Origin of the sequence: Campylobacter sp. BCW_6465 (genome assembly GCF_001762815.1) — a bacterium.
In the GTDB taxonomy this organism is placed as follows: domain Bacteria; phylum Campylobacterota; class Campylobacteria; order Campylobacterales; family Campylobacteraceae; genus Campylobacter_D; species Campylobacter_D jejuni.
The window spans coordinates 31,200-45,483 of sequence record NZ_MJXN01000016.1 but is presented as its reverse complement, the minus strand read 5'-3'; the positions used below and the strand labels follow the sequence as shown (position 1 = coordinate 45,483).

The 14,284-nt window shown below is 30.5% G+C and carries 16 protein-coding genes; 6 read left to right on the top strand and 10 right to left on the bottom strand.

Going from position 1 to position 14,284, the window contains the following annotated elements:
• Positions 1-2: 2 nt before the first annotated feature.
• Genes fliG through AJ886_RS00935 form a run of 9 tightly spaced genes read right to left on the bottom strand, consistent with a single transcriptional unit; the run spans position 3 to position 9,071 of the window.
• Positions 3-1,031 carry a flagellar motor switch protein FliG gene (fliG, locus tag AJ886_RS00975; RefSeq protein ID WP_002854670.1) on the bottom strand — a complete coding sequence of 343 codons (1,029 nt, stop codon included), beginning with the start codon at positions 1,029-1,031 and terminating at the stop codon, positions 3-5.
• Positions 1,031-2,713: a flagellar basal-body MS-ring/collar protein FliF gene (fliF, locus tag AJ886_RS00970; protein ID WP_002861099.1), complete on the bottom strand. Its 1,683-nt coding sequence runs from the start codon at positions 2,711-2,713 to the stop codon at positions 1,031-1,033. The genes fliG and fliF overlap by 1 nt, the downstream gene beginning before the upstream one ends.
• 53 nt (positions 2,714-2,766) lie before the next feature.
• Positions 2,767-3,861: a histidinol-phosphate transaminase gene (gene hisC / locus AJ886_RS00965; protein WP_070287023.1), complete on the bottom strand. Its 1,095-nt coding sequence runs from the start codon at positions 3,859-3,861 to the stop codon at positions 2,767-2,769.
• Positions 3,851-4,924, bottom strand: coding sequence for a prephenate dehydratase (gene pheA, locus AJ886_RS00960; protein ID WP_070239982.1), 1,074 nt, complete (start codon positions 4,922-4,924; stop codon positions 3,851-3,853). Before pheA ends, hisC begins: the two co-directional genes overlap by 11 nt.
• Positions 4,918-5,679: an HAD-IIA family hydrolase gene (locus AJ886_RS00955; RefSeq protein WP_070239980.1), complete on the bottom strand. Its 762-nt coding sequence runs from the start codon at positions 5,677-5,679 to the stop codon at positions 4,918-4,920. The genes pheA and AJ886_RS00955 overlap by 7 nt, the downstream gene beginning before the upstream one ends.
• A 1-nt stretch (position 5,680) precedes the next feature.
• Entirely contained in the window at positions 5,681-6,889 is a 1,209-nt protein-coding gene (gene lysA / locus AJ886_RS00950) for a diaminopimelate decarboxylase (protein ID WP_070287022.1), read from the bottom strand.
• A 43-nt stretch (positions 6,890-6,932) separates the two neighbouring features.
• A complete protein-coding gene (locus AJ886_RS00945; protein WP_070287021.1) occupies positions 6,933-7,991 on the bottom strand; it encodes an LptF/LptG family permease in 1,059 nt (352 codons plus the stop codon).
• A 1-nt stretch (position 7,992) separates the two neighbouring features.
• Positions 7,993-8,538, bottom strand: coding sequence for an aminoacyl-tRNA hydrolase (gene pth, locus AJ886_RS00940; RefSeq protein ID WP_002854409.1), 546 nt, complete (start codon positions 8,536-8,538; stop codon positions 7,993-7,995).
• Positions 8,535-9,071, bottom strand: coding sequence for a 50S ribosomal protein L25/general stress protein Ctc (locus tag AJ886_RS00935; RefSeq protein WP_002791314.1), 537 nt, complete (start codon positions 9,069-9,071; stop codon positions 8,535-8,537). Before AJ886_RS00935 ends, pth begins: the two co-directional genes overlap by 4 nt.
• Positions 9,072-9,204: 133 nt before the next feature.
• On the opposite strand from AJ886_RS00935, the gene AJ886_RS00930 reads away from it, so the two are divergent.
• From AJ886_RS00930 to AJ886_RS00920, 3 genes are read left to right on the top strand one after another with little or no spacing between them, the layout of a single operon-like run.
• Positions 9,205-9,543 carry a DMT family transporter gene (locus AJ886_RS00930; RefSeq protein WP_002880510.1) on the top strand — a complete coding sequence of 113 codons (339 nt, stop codon included), beginning with the start codon at positions 9,205-9,207 and terminating at the stop codon, positions 9,541-9,543.
• 2 nt (positions 9,544-9,545) lie between these two features.
• Positions 9,546-9,860 (top strand): DMT family transporter, encoded by a 315-nt coding sequence (locus AJ886_RS00925; RefSeq protein ID WP_052949496.1) that lies wholly within the window; start codon positions 9,546-9,548, stop codon positions 9,858-9,860.
• A gap of 9 nt (positions 9,861-9,869) precedes the next feature.
• Positions 9,870-10,475 (top strand): dethiobiotin synthase, encoded by a 606-nt coding sequence (locus AJ886_RS00920; protein ID WP_070287020.1) that lies wholly within the window; start codon positions 9,870-9,872, stop codon positions 10,473-10,475.
• Here AJ886_RS00920 and AJ886_RS00915 read toward each other — a convergent pair.
• On the bottom strand, positions 10,462-11,745 hold the full coding sequence (locus AJ886_RS00915) for an adenosylmethionine--8-amino-7-oxononanoate transaminase (protein WP_070283896.1): 1,284 nt from the start codon (positions 11,743-11,745) through the stop codon (positions 10,462-10,464). The two genes, AJ886_RS00920 and AJ886_RS00915, sit on opposite strands and share 14 nt — an antisense overlap.
• Before the next feature lie 67 nt (positions 11,746-11,812).
• Between AJ886_RS00915 and AJ886_RS00910 the strand changes: the two genes are divergently transcribed.
• The 3 genes from AJ886_RS00910 to bioC are packed head-to-tail and all read left to right on the top strand — an operon-like array spanning position 11,813 to position 14,246.
• Positions 11,813-12,955, top strand: a complete 1,143-nt coding sequence (locus tag AJ886_RS00910) for an aminotransferase class I/II-fold pyridoxal phosphate-dependent enzyme (RefSeq protein ID WP_070283898.1) — start codon at positions 11,813-11,815, stop codon at positions 12,953-12,955.
• Positions 12,952-13,563, top strand: a complete 612-nt coding sequence (locus AJ886_RS00905; RefSeq protein WP_070287019.1) for a pimeloyl-ACP methyl esterase BioG family protein — start codon at positions 12,952-12,954, stop codon at positions 13,561-13,563. Before AJ886_RS00910 ends, AJ886_RS00905 begins: the two co-directional genes overlap by 4 nt.
• Positions 13,560-14,246, top strand: coding sequence for a malonyl-ACP O-methyltransferase BioC (gene bioC / locus AJ886_RS00900; protein ID WP_070287018.1), 687 nt, complete (start codon positions 13,560-13,562; stop codon positions 14,244-14,246). Before AJ886_RS00905 ends, bioC begins: the two co-directional genes overlap by 4 nt.
• Positions 14,247-14,284 lie beyond the last annotated feature (38 nt).

Genomic DNA, 14,284 nt, shown 5'->3' with positions numbered 1-14,284 from the left:
ACCTACTCTATCATTTCATCCGCATCGCCTGTTTGAACAAGACCTTGTTCTGCAAGTTTTTGCACCACTTCAACAACCTTTCTTTGTGCATCTTCAACATCTTTAACACGCACAGCACCCAAAAAACCCATTTCTTCAAGAAAAGCTTCGCTTGCACGCGTAGACATATTGGCTAAGAATTTTTGCTTTAACTCTTCACTTGCGCCTTTTAAACCTATCATTAAATCACGCTTATCAGCTACTTTTAAAATTTCTCTTATAGCTTGAGTACTAAGTTTTTGTATATCATCGAAAGTGAACATAAGCTCTTTAATAGTCTCTGCTAAGCGTTCATCACTTTGTTCAATATAAGTAATGGTTGATTTGCTTGCTTTTTGACCCAAACGATTAAGCACTTCTGCTACTGCTCTTGGGCCGCCCACTTCAACCTTATAAGAGGTAAGACTTTCAAGCTTGCTTTCTAGCACTGCAGAAACTCTTTTAATAATACTTGGAGAAATATCGCCAAGATTTGCCATTCTTATAACCACCTCAGCCCTTAATTCATCACTAAAATACTCTAAAGTTTCTGCCGCATGAATAGAATCCATATGTGCCAAAATAAGAGCGATGGTTTGTGGGTGCTCTTTAGTAATAAAGTCTGCAAGTTGCTGTGGTTTAATTTGCGCCAAATAAGCAAAATTTTGATTATTCTCCATACTTTTAGTGAGTTTTTCAAGAATTTTATTTGCAATCTCTGGCCCAAAAGTACGAAAAAGTATTTCTTTAGCATATTCCAAACCACCACTTTTAATATATTGATTTGATTGAAGCAGAGTGTAAAATTCTTCTAAAACTGCAGTAGCTACGGATCTATCAACATTTTTAGCCATAGCAATATAACGTGAAATTTCTGTAATTACATCAATTTCCATATGTGAAAACACAGAAGTTGTTGCATCTTCGCCAAGTTGTATAAGAAATATCGCCACCTTTTCAGGCATCGATAAATCATCATAGACCATTTTTTGTTCTTCACTTAGCTTTATCATCACATATCCTTTTCACCAAATTCACTATCGTTTTGAATTAAATTTTGCAAAAGTGCAGCAATTTCCTCGCTTTTATCACTTACCAAACCACGCAATTTTTCAAGCAAAACCTCATACTGGATAGAATCTTCATTGAAATTATCTCCAAAACCAAGTTGTTCTTCAACTTTTTTCCTTGCTGCATTCATTTTTTCCAAAGTATCTTCAACATCATCTAAAACAGCATTTGGACCTTGCTGCATTTCTTCTTGCGCTGCGACATCTTCAAGCATTTTTTGAGTAAATGGAGTAATAACTTTTTTGTAAAAAATAAAAAGTAAAATCGCTGCAATAAAATACTTAACCGGTGGAATAAACGGCTCAATAAAACGATTATAAAAAGTTTTAACTTTACTCTCAACTCTAATCGACTCACGATGAAATGGTAAATTTTGAACTACAACACTATCACCTCTAGTAGCACTAAAATTAATAGTATTTTTAACTATACTCTCAACACTTGCAAGCTCTTCTTTGGTTAATGGAACATATTCGCTTTTCACATCCCCATTTTCATCAACCACATCTTGATATTTTCCATCTATAGTAACAGCTGCTGAAGTGCGTAAAACTGTTGCAAATTGTTTTTTGGTATTTGTAATAGTTTTAGAAAGTTCATTATTCGTAGTAACTTGATTTTTTTTATAAGTGTCAATTTGACCCTTATTGTCAAGTCCTTCAACAGGACCTATATTAGAAACAGCACCTGGAACACCCTGAATTTCTGGATCTTTTCTACCTGTTCTTTCCTCGTTTAAAGTTTGCTCGCTACGCACTATAGGATTTGGATCATAAATTTCACTTTGAGATTCTTGCTTGGAAAAATCAAAATCTATATTTACACTCACTTTTACTTTATCCATACCACCTGCAAAAGGAGCTAAATTTTCTATAATCTTATCTTCTAAAGCTTTTTCTTGATCACTTTTAAATTTAATTTGCGCACGAACCAAATCATCTTCATATGCTTCTTGCTCATCTAAAGGCACACCACTTTGATCACTAATCTTAACATTTTCTTTAGTAAGTTTTGGAACCGCCGCTGAAACAATATTTTTTATGCCATCAATTTGTTTTCTAGTAAGCTTTAAGCCTTCGCGAACATTAACAACAACTGAAGCTGTAGGCGGAATTTGCCTTTCGGTAAAAACACTATCTTTAGGAAATGCTATGTGTACAACAGCGCTACGAATAGGTTCTAAAGTCTCAATAGTTCTTGCAAGTTCGCCTTCTATGGCTCTTTGGTATTTTACCTTTTGTTCTTCATTTGTAGCTCCAAAAGCTTGAGTATCAAAAGCTTCAAAACCCACGCGACTATCTTTTATAAGACCTTCGCTTGCAATAAACATTCTTTGACGATAAACCTGATCTTGTGGAACTAAAATTTTATTTTCACTTTCTAATTTATAGGGAATATTATTTTGTTCAAGTTTAGCTACAATTGCAGCAGAAGAACTTGGACTTACATTTTCAACTAAAACTGCATATCCATTATTTGCATTACTACCACTTCCGCGAAATAAAGCTAAAAAAACCAAAAACCCAACCACTACTACAATAGATGCAGCAATCACTATACGCTGCTTGCGAGTTAAATTTTGATAAAGTTGCCCAATTTGATGAAACATATTTTTAAAATCCATTAATTCTCATCCCTTAGTTTGGCGAATTTTACATATTTTTATTTGATTTATATCTATCTTAAAATCTTATCAAATTCTGTAAAAAATCTTTCATTTTCATAAGATGTTCCTATAGTAATGCGTATAGCATTTAAACCATAGCTTTTTAAATTTCTTATTATTATACCCTTTTTAAGCAATTTTTCAGACAAATCTGTACTATTTTTTTCATCAAAAAAATAAGTGATGAAATTTGTATAACTATCAATGATTTTGATATTATGTTTTTTAGCAAATTCTTTATAAAGCTCCATTTGAGAAAAATTATTCTCTAAAGTTTTTTCAGTAAATTCATCATCATTTATTGCTGCAACTGCTGCTTTTAAAGCAAGATTGCTCACATTAAAAGGCGCACGAAGCTTGTAAAATGCACTAATAATACTAGCATCAGCTATGCCATAACCAATGCGTAAGCCTCCTAATCCATAAAGCTTAGAAAAAGTTCCCAAATAAAGTACATTGTCAAATTCTTTAATCAATTCACAAGGTTCTAAATGTTTTTTGCTATCTTTAAAACTTGCAAATTCATTATAAGCTGCATCAATCACAACTAAACAATCCTCCTCCACACCTTTAATAAATTTGGTCACTTCACTTGCATCCAAACACTCGCCTAAAGGATTGTTTGGCAAGCATAAGAAAATGAGTTTAATTTCATCTTTGTGCGTTTCATAAAGCTTTTTAAACTCATCTAAATTATGAGTAATGCTTTGAGTTTTATAGCACTTTGCACCGCATTGTTTGGCGTAAATTTCATACATAGCAAAGGTAACTCCAGCTTGCAAAAAAGCATTTTTAGAATTTAACTTAGCATGTATAGCAAATTCAATCACTTGATCACTGCCTGCACCGATAATAATATTTTCATTTTGAACTTTGTATTTTTGAGCCAATGTGCTTTTAAGTTCTATCATACTATCATCAGGGTAAAGATGGGCTTTGTTTGCATTTTGTCTTAAACATTCTATAGCTTTTGGTGGCGTGCCAAAAGGATTTTCATTACTTGCTAATTTTATCACTTCTTTAACGCCATATTCTTTAGCAATAACTTCTATATCTTTGCCGGGTTCATAATTGCTTAAATGATTTAAAAATTCATTAAATTTCATCTTTCTCTCCTGATAAATAAGATCCAAGCCAAACAATCTCTTGTATATCTTTTAAAGCTTTTTTTACATTTTCATCATCAATATGCCCTTCAAAATCTATATAAAAACTGTGTAAAAATTCTTTTGATTTTACAGGACGAGATTCAAGCTTGGTAAGATTGATATTTTCTTTTTTAAACTGCTCTAATAAAAAGCTAAGCCCCCCAGGTTTATGTGCTGTGTGTGCTAAAATAGAAGTTTTACAATTTGGCATTTTAGGATTTTTAATATCGCTTAAAATTAAAAATCTTGTTTTATTGGCTGCATTATCTTCTATTTTATCAAAAAGCACAGGCACATTATAAAGCTTAGCCGCTATTTTAGAGCAAATTGCTGCTGCATATTTATCTTGCGAAGCTAGATAAGCCGCATTAGCTGTAGATTTTGAAGGAACAAATTCTATAGCACTAAGTTCATGACTTTCTAAAAATTTACGACATTGATTATAACCTTGTGGATGCGAATAAATACGTTTGATTTCTTTTAAATTTTCATTAATTCCCACAAAAGAATGATGAATATCCATATAAATTTCACCAAAAATTTTAAGCTCATTATACCTACCTAGACAATCTAAAGTAATACCTACTGCACCTTCGGTATTATTTTCTATAGGCACAACACCGTATTTTGCTTCTTTGTTGCTTAACTCTTTAAAAACATCTTCGATATTAGCCAAGGCTATATAACGACTCATCGCTCCAAAACGACTTCTTGCTGCTTGATGAGTATAAGTTCCTTCAGGCCCTAAATAAGCTATAGTTTGAGGCATTTCTAAATTTCTTGAAACTGCAAAAATTTCTTGATAAATTGCCTCTATGGCATTTTGATCTAAAAGTCCTAAATTTGCATTTTTTAAACGATTGATAATGGCTCTTTCGCGCTCAGGACGATAAATACTTCCCCCGCTACTTTGTTTAAGCTCGCCTATGCTTTTAACATAAGTCATTCTTTCGTTTAAAAGTTCTAAAATTTTATCATCAACCGCATCGATTTTATTTCTAAATTCTTCTAAATTTAGCATTTTAGCTCCTTTAAAAACTCAAAAACACTAGGATAAACTCCATCAAGCAAATCCGTATCAAGCCCTTTTGTGTCGCTTATTTTGCCGCTTAAAACTAACAAGGTTTTCATGCCGAGTTCTTTTGCCTTAAGCAAATCTCCTCTAAAATCATCACTAATGATTTTAATATCTTCAAAATCGATTTTTGAATTTTGTCTTCTTATCAAATTTAAAGCTTCTTTATAAAAAGCAATGCTAGGCTTACCCACAACCTCGTATTTAAAATCAATAGCATTTTTAAGCATAGCCATAATGCTACCTACACCAGGATAAGGCCTGCCATCTTTTTTATAAATGCTAGTTTCGTGCATAGCTATAAACCTAACTTCTCTTCTAGCAAATTCTATCATACTAGCAAAATCTTTAAATTTAAAATCATCATAACTAGCTACAAGCACAGCACTAGGATTTACAAAATCAAGTTCAAAACCAAGATTTTCAAGACTTTTTACAAACTCATCTGCACCAAAAGCCACAACTTTACAAGGTTTTAAAAGGTGTTTTAAAACGCTAAAAGGATCAATATAAGCATTTTCTTTTATAGCCAATCCTTTTTGCTGTAATTTTTCTAAAAAATCAAGTTTTTTTGTATTGTTAGTAATAATAACATAAGGAAGATTTTTTGCATTTAAAAAATCGATCAATTCTTTAGCACCATGGATTAAACTCTTATCATGATCAGAAATTAAAGTCCCTTGAACATCTAAAAAAAACATTTTAAGCCTTTAAAAATTTCTCTTCTAAAACGATTTGATTTTCAAAATTTTCTCTTTGACGGATCAATCTTACCTGTCCTTCTTCAAGGGCTAATTCGCAAACTTTATTACGAGTATTGTAGTTACTACTCATGCTAAAACCATAAGCTCCAGTATTTTTAATAACCATTATATCACCACTTTGAGTGCTAGGTAAAGACCTTGCTTTAGCAAAAAAGTCTCCACTCTCACAAATTCCGCCCACAACATCACATAAACTCTCTTGAGCTTGATTATAAGGTAAGATTATTTCATGATAAGCCTCGTATAAACTTGGGCGTATAAGATCATTCATCGCTCCATCTACTACAACAAAACGCTTGGTTTTATTTTGTTTTTCATAAAGCACCGAACAAACAAATTCTCCACTTTTAGCAACTAAATACCTTCCAGGCTCCATTCCTATAGTTAAATCAAGCCCATGAAGTTGTGCTAATATACCTTGTGTATAATTATAAAGATCAACTTCACACTCATCTTTTTCATAAGCCACACCCAAACCACCGCCTATATCAAAAAATTTAAGATCGATTTGCAAGGCTTTTAACTCTCTTACAAGTTTTGCAACGATGCCTGCTGCTTCATGAATGGGAGAAATATCTAAAAGTTGCGAACCTATATGAAAATGCACTCCAACAGGCTCTAAAAAAGATGAATTTTTTGCATAAAGATACATTTTTCTTGCTGTATCAATTTCAACACCAAATTTATTTTCATTTAATCCTGTAGAAATATAAGGATGGGTTTTTGCATCAACATTTGGATTAACACGAATACTAATTCTTGCCTTTAGATTAAGTTCTTTAGCCACACTTTCTAAAAGCATCATTTCAGCTTCGCTTTCAAGGTTAATATATAAAATATCATATTCTAAAGCTTGTCTTAACTCTTCTTTGGTTTTTCCTACTCCACTAAAAATAATCTTATAAGCTTTTGCCCCTGCTTTTAAGGCACGCTTTACCTCGCCTATACTCACACAATCAAATCCACTATCTAAATTTGCAAGCATTTGCAACAAACTTAAATTTGAATTGGCTTTTACAGCATAAAAAATTTGAGATTTTCTAGCCTTAAAAGCCTCTTTGAGATTTAAAAAACGCTCTTTTATGAAATCAAAATTGTAAATATAAAAAGGAGTATTAAATTCTTGCTTTAATTGTTTATAATCCATATTTAACCTTTAATTTTTATAATTTTACTACACAAAGCTTAATTTATCGATGCTTATAATACATATAAGCACTTAAACAACCCAAAATTATAATAGGCACTACAATGCCAATTTCACTTGCAATCACACTATTTTCGCTTAATCTAGTAAGCAAAAACAAGACTCCCCAAATCATCAAAGTCACTACAAAAGCTATAAAAGTTACAAAAGCAAGATTAAAAAATCTTGCTATTACAGGAAAAAAATAATACATAATAAGCATTAAAAATGGTGCAAAAAAAGGAGTAAAAACAAATTTATAAAGATTGATTTTAAGAGCATCTGTATTGACATTTTGCGCCTTAAAAAGCTCAAAACTTTCAAGTGCGTCAGATATTGAATAATCACTATTACTAGCAACCCCTTCTATAATCTTTGGTTTAAAACCCTCAAGTGATTTAAGCTCGGAGAAATCTTGTATTTTTAAACCATCATTAGCAAGTTCATAATTTTTAGGTAATAATGTAATATTACCATCTCGCAAAATCCAACTTTCACCTTCAAAATGAGCATTTTTAGCACTTACAAAAGAACTTAAATTTAAATCATTGATATTAAAAATTTTTATATTTTGAGCACTATTTTGTCCATTGTTTATCTTTGAAATATAAACAAAATTATTGTTAAATTTCAAAAACACTTCTCCACTTTGATTCATAATAGTGCCATTTTTTAAAATATTTCTCTTATAATCATTTGCATAAGCAAAAGAAGTAAAATTCAATCCTATATAAACACAACAAAAAAATAAAGCCCATAAAAAAGGAAATAAAATAACATAATTTCTGCTCAGTCCTAACGCATAAAGACTTACAAATTCATTTGCTCTGATCATAGAAATCAAAGAAACTACCAAGGCAAAAATCAAAGAAATGGGTAATACATAAGGCACTGCCGAGAAAGATAAAAACATAACATAAAGCAAATCAAGATTTGCGGCTTTTGGTAGATCTTTAAAATTTAAGAGCAAATCAATACCGCAATAAAAACCAAGTAAAGAAAAAAATATGATAAAAAAATTTTTTAGATAAATCCCTGAAATAAAACGAAAAAATATCCACATCTTAAGCCTTTAGGCTGTATTTGGATGATATAGCAGACAAATCATCATTTTCAATAAGCTCAAGCAAAGCTTTTTTTGTATGCTCTAAAACTTTGCTTAAGGTTATTTCTTCTTCGGGTTTAAATTTACCTAAAACATGGGAAATCACATTTTCACCCTTTCCCACTCCTATACGCACTCTTTCATAATCATTTCCACATAAAGTATCTATGCTTTTAAGCCCATTATGTCCACCACTTGAACCGCCTTTTTTAAAGCGCAAGGCTCCTAAATTTATATCTATATCATCATGGATAACTATCATTCTTTCGCATTTATAAAAATCATTCACTGCTTTTACACTAAGTCCTGAATTATTCATATAAGTGCTAGGTTTAAGAAGAAGTAAAGAAGAACCTATTTTAAAAAGTTCTCCTTTAAATTTAGAGTTTGTAAGATTTGTAAAATTGCTTTCTTTTAAAAGCAAATCAATTAGCATAAAACCGACATTATGACGGGTATTTTCATACTCTACGCCTATATTGCCAAGCCCTACGACTAAAATCATCTAGCTTTTTCTACACCTACAACCGCTACTCTATCAGCATCAATCATAGTTACTCCCGCAGGAACTACAATATCACGAACAAGTAAAGCATCACCCACATCAAGTTTACTTACATCAAGTTCGAAAAAATTTGGTAAATTTTCAGCTGCACATTTTACTTTTAATCTTCTTTTTGATTGGATTAAAACACCTTTATTTTTAAGACCTATAGCTGTTCCTGTGATTTTAACTGGAACCATGTATTTAGAAATCACACCTTTTTGTGCAACTTTTAAATCCACATGTTTAAGTTCTGCAGTTACAGGATCTTTTTGATAATCCACAACTACAACACTTAAAGTTTGAGAACCTACTTTTACATCAAAAATTAAAGTAGTTTTTTTACGAACTTCTTTAATAAACTCATTTACTTTAAAAGCGGCATTGATATTTTCTAATCCTTTTCCATAGATGTTTGCGATTAGATAACCATCTCTTTTTAAAGCTTTAGCAGCTTTTCTACCGATACTCTCTCTAACGATACCTTCTAACATCTTTTGTCCTTTCTTAAAAAATGAGCTTTGATTATATCTAATTTTGGCTTATGGAAAAGTAAATTTATAGCTTCTTTTAATTTCTTTAAGATATAATTTGTTTTACAAATATTATGTTAATTTAAGGCTTCATGTGAATGAAAAATTCAATATCAATATAGCTTGGTTTTTAATAATCTTAGGTGGGATTATAGAATGCTTTTGGGTAAGCGGACTTAAATATTCTACAGAAATTTGGCATTATATTTTAACAGCCATTGGAGTTTGTATTTCTTTTACTTGTTTTTTAAAAGCTTGTGAAAGACTTGAAGTAAGCATTACTTATAGTGTTTTTGTAGGCATTGGCACTATAGGAGTGGTTTTAAATGAAATGTTTATTTTTAACGAGGCTGTTTCTGTAATTAAACTTGTGCTTATAGCGATTTTACTTTTAAGCATTATAGCCCTTAAACGGGTAAGCAAGGAAGCTTAGTTATGGAATGGTTTTATTTGTTTTTAGCTACTGCTTGTGAAATTTTTGGTGTGCTGATCATGAAAGAACTTGTAAGCACTAAAAACAAGCTTTACCTTTTGGCTTTGATAGTGTGTTTTGGATTTTCTTTTACTTTTTTAAGCTTAAGTATGCAAAATATCGCTATGAGTGTTGCTTATGCTATATGGACAGGAGCTGGAACTGCTGGTGGGGTAATGATAGGAGTACTTTTTTATAAAGAAAGTAAAAGTTTTTTAAAACTTTTTTTAATCGCTGTGATTATTGCTTGTACAGTAGGTTTAAAATTTCTTTCTTAAGGATTTTTTGTGCAAATTTATGTAAGTGGAATACATACTGATGTAGGAAAAACACATTTTAGTGCAGCTTTTTGTGCGAATTTTAACTATGATTATTTTAAACTCATTCAAGCAGGAACTCCAACAGATAGCGAGTTTATTGCAAAATTTAGCCCAAAAACAAAGATTTTTAAAGAGGGTGTTTTTTTACAAACTCCTGCTTCTCCTCATCTTGGAAAAATCAAAGAAAAGCTTGATTATAAAGCCTTAGATATCATTTTACCAAAAAGTGAGAACCTACTTATTGAGCTTGCGGGTGGGCTTTTTTCTCCTATGGATGAAAATTACACTATGATTGATTTTATGAATATTTTTAAACACCCTACGATTTTAGTAGCAAAATACTATCTTGGAAGTATTAATCATATCTTGCTTAGCATTGAAGCTTTAAAGCAAAGAAATATCAATCTTTTAGCCCTTATAATGATGGGCAAAAAAGATACCTTGCAAGATGAATTTATAAAAAATTATGCAAAAATTCCTATAATCAATCTTGATTTTTTTGATGAAAATAGTATTTTAAATAAAGATTTTAAGGAACAAATGCAAGAAATTTTACAACTTAAAATTCCTTAAAAATCTGCTCTAAACTTTCCACCACATAAACGATTTGTTCTTTTGTGATGATGTAAGGAGGCATAAAATAAATCGTATTTGCTAAAGGTCTTAAAAGCAAGCCTTTTTCTAAGGCTTTTTGAAATACAAAAAGTCCAACGCGTTCGTGTTTATGGCTTAAAATATCAAAAGCACTAATCATTCCACAAGTTCTAAAATTTCCTAAAAAATCAAATTTTTTAAGTTTGGAAAATTCTTGCTGGATAAAGGTACTTAAAATTTGATTTTTTTCTAAAATATTTTCATTTTCAAAGATATCTAAAACCGTATTAGCTGCTACACAAGCTAGAGTATTTCCTGTATAACTATGAGAATGTAAAAAGGCTTTTTGCTCACTATAGGGTGCATAAAAGGCATTATAAATTTCATCCTTTGTAAGCACTACAGAAAGAGGCATAAATCCTCCTGTAATTCCCTTTGAAAGACAGATAAAATCGGGGCTTTGTTTGCATTGATGTAAAGCAAACAAAGTTCCTGTGCGTCCAAAACCCACTGCAATTTCATCAAAAATCACTTGCACATTAAAAGCATGGCAAAGCTTGATCGCTTCATCGATAAAGCTAGCTTCATACATGTGCATATTTCCCGCACATTGCACCAAGGGTTCAAGAATAAAAGCACAAATTTCACTCGAGTGTTTTTCTAAAATATCTTTTAAAATTTCAAGCTCTTTAGTATAGTCTTTACCTTGTGGCACAGGAGTGCTTAAACACTCTAAAAGCAAGGCTTTGTAAGTATCTTTATATAGCGCAACATCGCCCACGCTTAAAGCCCCTAAGGTTTCACCATGATAGGAATTGCTTAGGGATAAAAATTTATTTTTTTTCAAACCTTTATTTAAATGATAATGAAAACTCATTTTAAGTGCTACTTCAATGGCACTTGATCCATTATCCGCATAAAAACATTTATTAAAATCATGCCCCACTTTTTCACAAAGTCTCGTAGAAAGCTTGATGATAGGCTCATGTGTAAAACCTGCTAAAATCACATGTTCAAGCTCATCAACTTGTTTTTTGATGGCATTTGCGATTTTTTCATTACAATGACCAAAAAGATTTACCCACCAAGAACTCACACAATCCATATAAGCCTTATCATCAAAATCATAAAGCCACACGCCTTTTGCTGTTTTTATAGGGATTAAAGGTAGGGTTTCGTGATCTTTCATTTGTGTGCAAGGGTGCCAAATGTGTTTTAAATCGAGATTTTTTAAGATTTGATTTTGCATTATAACTTCTTTTTTAAAAATATTTTGGCAAAATAATACTTTAAATTTTTAAATTTACAGGAAAAAAATGAAGCTTGAAAAAATTTTGCAAGATCTAGAGCAAAATCACAATCTAAGAACTCTAACGCCTTTAAAACATGAAAATAAATTTGTTCATAAGCAAAATCAAAAACTTTTAAATTTAGCAGGAAATGATTATCTTTATTTGGCGTCTTCTAAAGAGTTAAAAGCTGAGTTTTTAAATACCTTAAAAGAGCAAGATTTGTTTTTTTCAAGTTCTAGTTCAAGAAGTTTGAGTGGAAATTTTGAAATTTATGAAGAATTAGAAAGTTTTTTAAAGACTAAATTTAAAGATAAGGAAATTTTACATTTTAATAGTGGTTATCATCTAAATATCTCTTGTATAGCAGCACTTTCTAGCGTTTCTAAAACGCTTTTTTTAGCCGATAAATTTATTCATGCAAGTATGATTGATGGCTTAAGACTTGGCGGGGCTGATTTTTTTCGTTTTCATCATAAAGATATGAATCATTTAGAGAGTTTAATCCAAAAACATTATGAAAATTATGAAAATATCATCGTTTTAAGCGAAGCTTTGTTTAGTATGGATGGAGATTTTAGCGATTTTAAAACTTTGTGTGAGCTTAAAAAGCGTTATGATAAAATTAAGCTTTATATAGATGAAGCACACAGCGTGGGTTGTTTCGATGAGGAGGGTTTGGGGCTTGTTAAAAAACTAGCCTTAGAAAATGAAGTGGATTTTTTGGTTTTTACCTTTGGTAAAGCCATTGCTTCCATGGGTGCTTGTATGATATGTGATGAAAAATATAAAAAATTTTTCATCAACAAAGCTAGAGCTTTTATTTATTCTACAGCCTTACCACCTATTAATGTAGCTTGGACGCAATTTATTTTTAAAAAAATGCCTTATTTTAGGAAAGAAAGAGAAAAATTAGAGCTTTTAAGCACTTTTTTTAAAAGTAAATTGCAAGAAAAAAATCACACTGTTTTAGGCGATGCTTATATTATTTGCTTACTTTTAGGTGAAAATAAAAAAGCCTTAGAAATTTCACAAAAACTTCAAAAAGCTGGATTTTTTGCTCCTGCGATTAAAGAACCTACTGTGCCAAAAAATACAGCTAGAATTCGTTTTTCTTTGCACGCAGGACTTAACACAGAAGAACTTGAAAGGATAATAGAGCTTTTATGAAATATGAATTTTTATGCAAAAATCCTGATTCAAAAAAACTTATAGTGGTATTTGGAGGGTTTGCTTCACATCCTAGTCATTTTTCGCATTTAAAAAGCGATAAAAATGTGATTTTATTTTATGATTATGAAAATTTTGATTTAAATTTTAATTTCAAAGCTTTTGATGAGCTTTTTTTAATCGCTTTTTCTATGGGGGTTTGTGTGGCAAATAGACTTTTAAAAGAGCTTAATTTTAAACAAAAAATAGCCATAAATGGCACAAATTTAGGTATAGATAAATCAAAAGGAATTCATCCTACAATTTTTAAAAAAACCCTGCAAAATTTTAAATTAGAAAATTTCAAAGAAGTTTTATTTGAAGAACGCAAAAGCTTAGTCAAAGATTTTATTTTTAAAGATGAAAAAGCTTTAAAAATAGAACTTGAAAAACTTTTTGACTTTGCTTTAACAAAACAAGAAGAAAATTTGCTTTGGGATAAGGTTTATTCAAGTAAAGAAGATAAAATTTTTCCACCAAATACTTTAAAAAATGCTTTTTCAAAACTTATTTTTTTAGATGAACCGCATTTTGCTTTTTTTGATTTTAAAACTTGGGATGAAATTTGAATTTTTTAAAAGCAAAAGATTATGAAAAACATGCAAAAGTGCAAGATTTTATGGGTTTAAAACTTTGTGAAATTTTAAAAGATTTAAAAATTTCACATTTTGAAAAAGTGTTTGAATTTGGTTGCGGTAGAGGTGAATTGAGCAAAAAACTTCAAAATTTCATTACTTTTGATGAATATTTAAAAAACGATATTTTAGATTTTAAAGAAAATTCTAATATTTTAATTTTTGATATGAACGAAATTGCAAAACAAGATTTAAGTAAAGAGAAATTTGATCTTATTGTTTCAAATGCAACTTTGCAATGGCTTGATTTAAAACGCATTTTACCAAGTCTTAGGGATATGCTAAATCAAAATGGGATTTTACTTCTTTCTACTTTTGCAAAACAAAATTTAAAAGAAATCAAACAAAGCACGGGTTTTGGTTTAAATTATTTTAGCTTAAATGAATTAGAGCAAATTTTTAAAATCTATTTTGATGAAGTAGAAATCACTCAAGAACTCATAAAGTTAAGTTTTAATAATGCTTTAGATGTTTTTAGACATTTAAAATTTAGCGGTGTAAATTCTTTAGGATTTTATCCTTTAAATAAAGGTTTTTTAAAAGAATTTGAAGAAAAATTTCAAAACAAACTCACTTATCATCCTGTATTTATTTTATGCAAAAATGATATAAAATGAATTTTTTGTGTTATAATCCAAAAATTAAATTTTTACAC

Excerpts from the sequence above, each read along its gene's own strand:
- AJ886_RS00905 (WP_070287019.1), top strand. The coding sequence starts at position 12,952 with ATGAAATATGAATTTTTATGCAAAAATCCTGATTCAAAAAAACTTATA.
- AJ886_RS00935 (WP_002791314.1), bottom strand. The coding sequence starts at position 9,071 with ATGTTAGAAGGTATCGTTAGAGAGAGTATCGGTAGAAAAGCTGCTAAA.
- lysA (WP_070287022.1), bottom strand. The coding sequence starts at position 6,889 with ATGGATTATAAACAATTAAAGCAAGAATTTAATACTCCTTTTTATATT.
- pth (WP_002854409.1), bottom strand. The coding sequence starts at position 8,538 with ATGATTTTAGTCGTAGGGCTTGGCAATATAGGCGTAGAGTATGAAAAT.
- fliF (WP_002861099.1), bottom strand. The coding sequence starts at position 2,713 with ATGGATTTTAAAAATATGTTTCATCAAATTGGGCAACTTTATCAAAAT.
- AJ886_RS00915 (WP_070283896.1), bottom strand. The coding sequence starts at position 11,745 with ATGCAAAATCAAATCTTAAAAAATCTCGATTTAAAACACATTTGGCAC.
- AJ886_RS00955 (WP_070239980.1), bottom strand. The coding sequence starts at position 5,679 with ATGTTTTTTTTAGATGTTCAAGGGACTTTAATTTCTGATCATGATAAG.
- AJ886_RS00925 (WP_052949496.1), top strand. The coding sequence starts at position 9,546 with ATGGAATGGTTTTATTTGTTTTTAGCTACTGCTTGTGAAATTTTTGGT.
- AJ886_RS00910 (WP_070283898.1), top strand. The coding sequence starts at position 11,813 with ATGAAGCTTGAAAAAATTTTGCAAGATCTAGAGCAAAATCACAATCTA.
- pheA (WP_070239982.1), bottom strand. The coding sequence starts at position 4,924 with ATGCTAAATTTAGAAGAATTTAGAAATAAAATCGATGCGGTTGATGAT.
- hisC (WP_070287023.1), bottom strand. The coding sequence starts at position 3,861 with ATGAAATTTAATGAATTTTTAAATCATTTAAGCAATTATGAACCCGGC.
- fliG (WP_002854670.1), bottom strand. The coding sequence starts at position 1,031 with ATGATAAAGCTAAGTGAAGAACAAAAAATGGTCTATGATGATTTATCG.
- AJ886_RS00945 (WP_070287021.1), bottom strand. The coding sequence starts at position 7,991 with ATGTGGATATTTTTTCGTTTTATTTCAGGGATTTATCTAAAAAATTTT.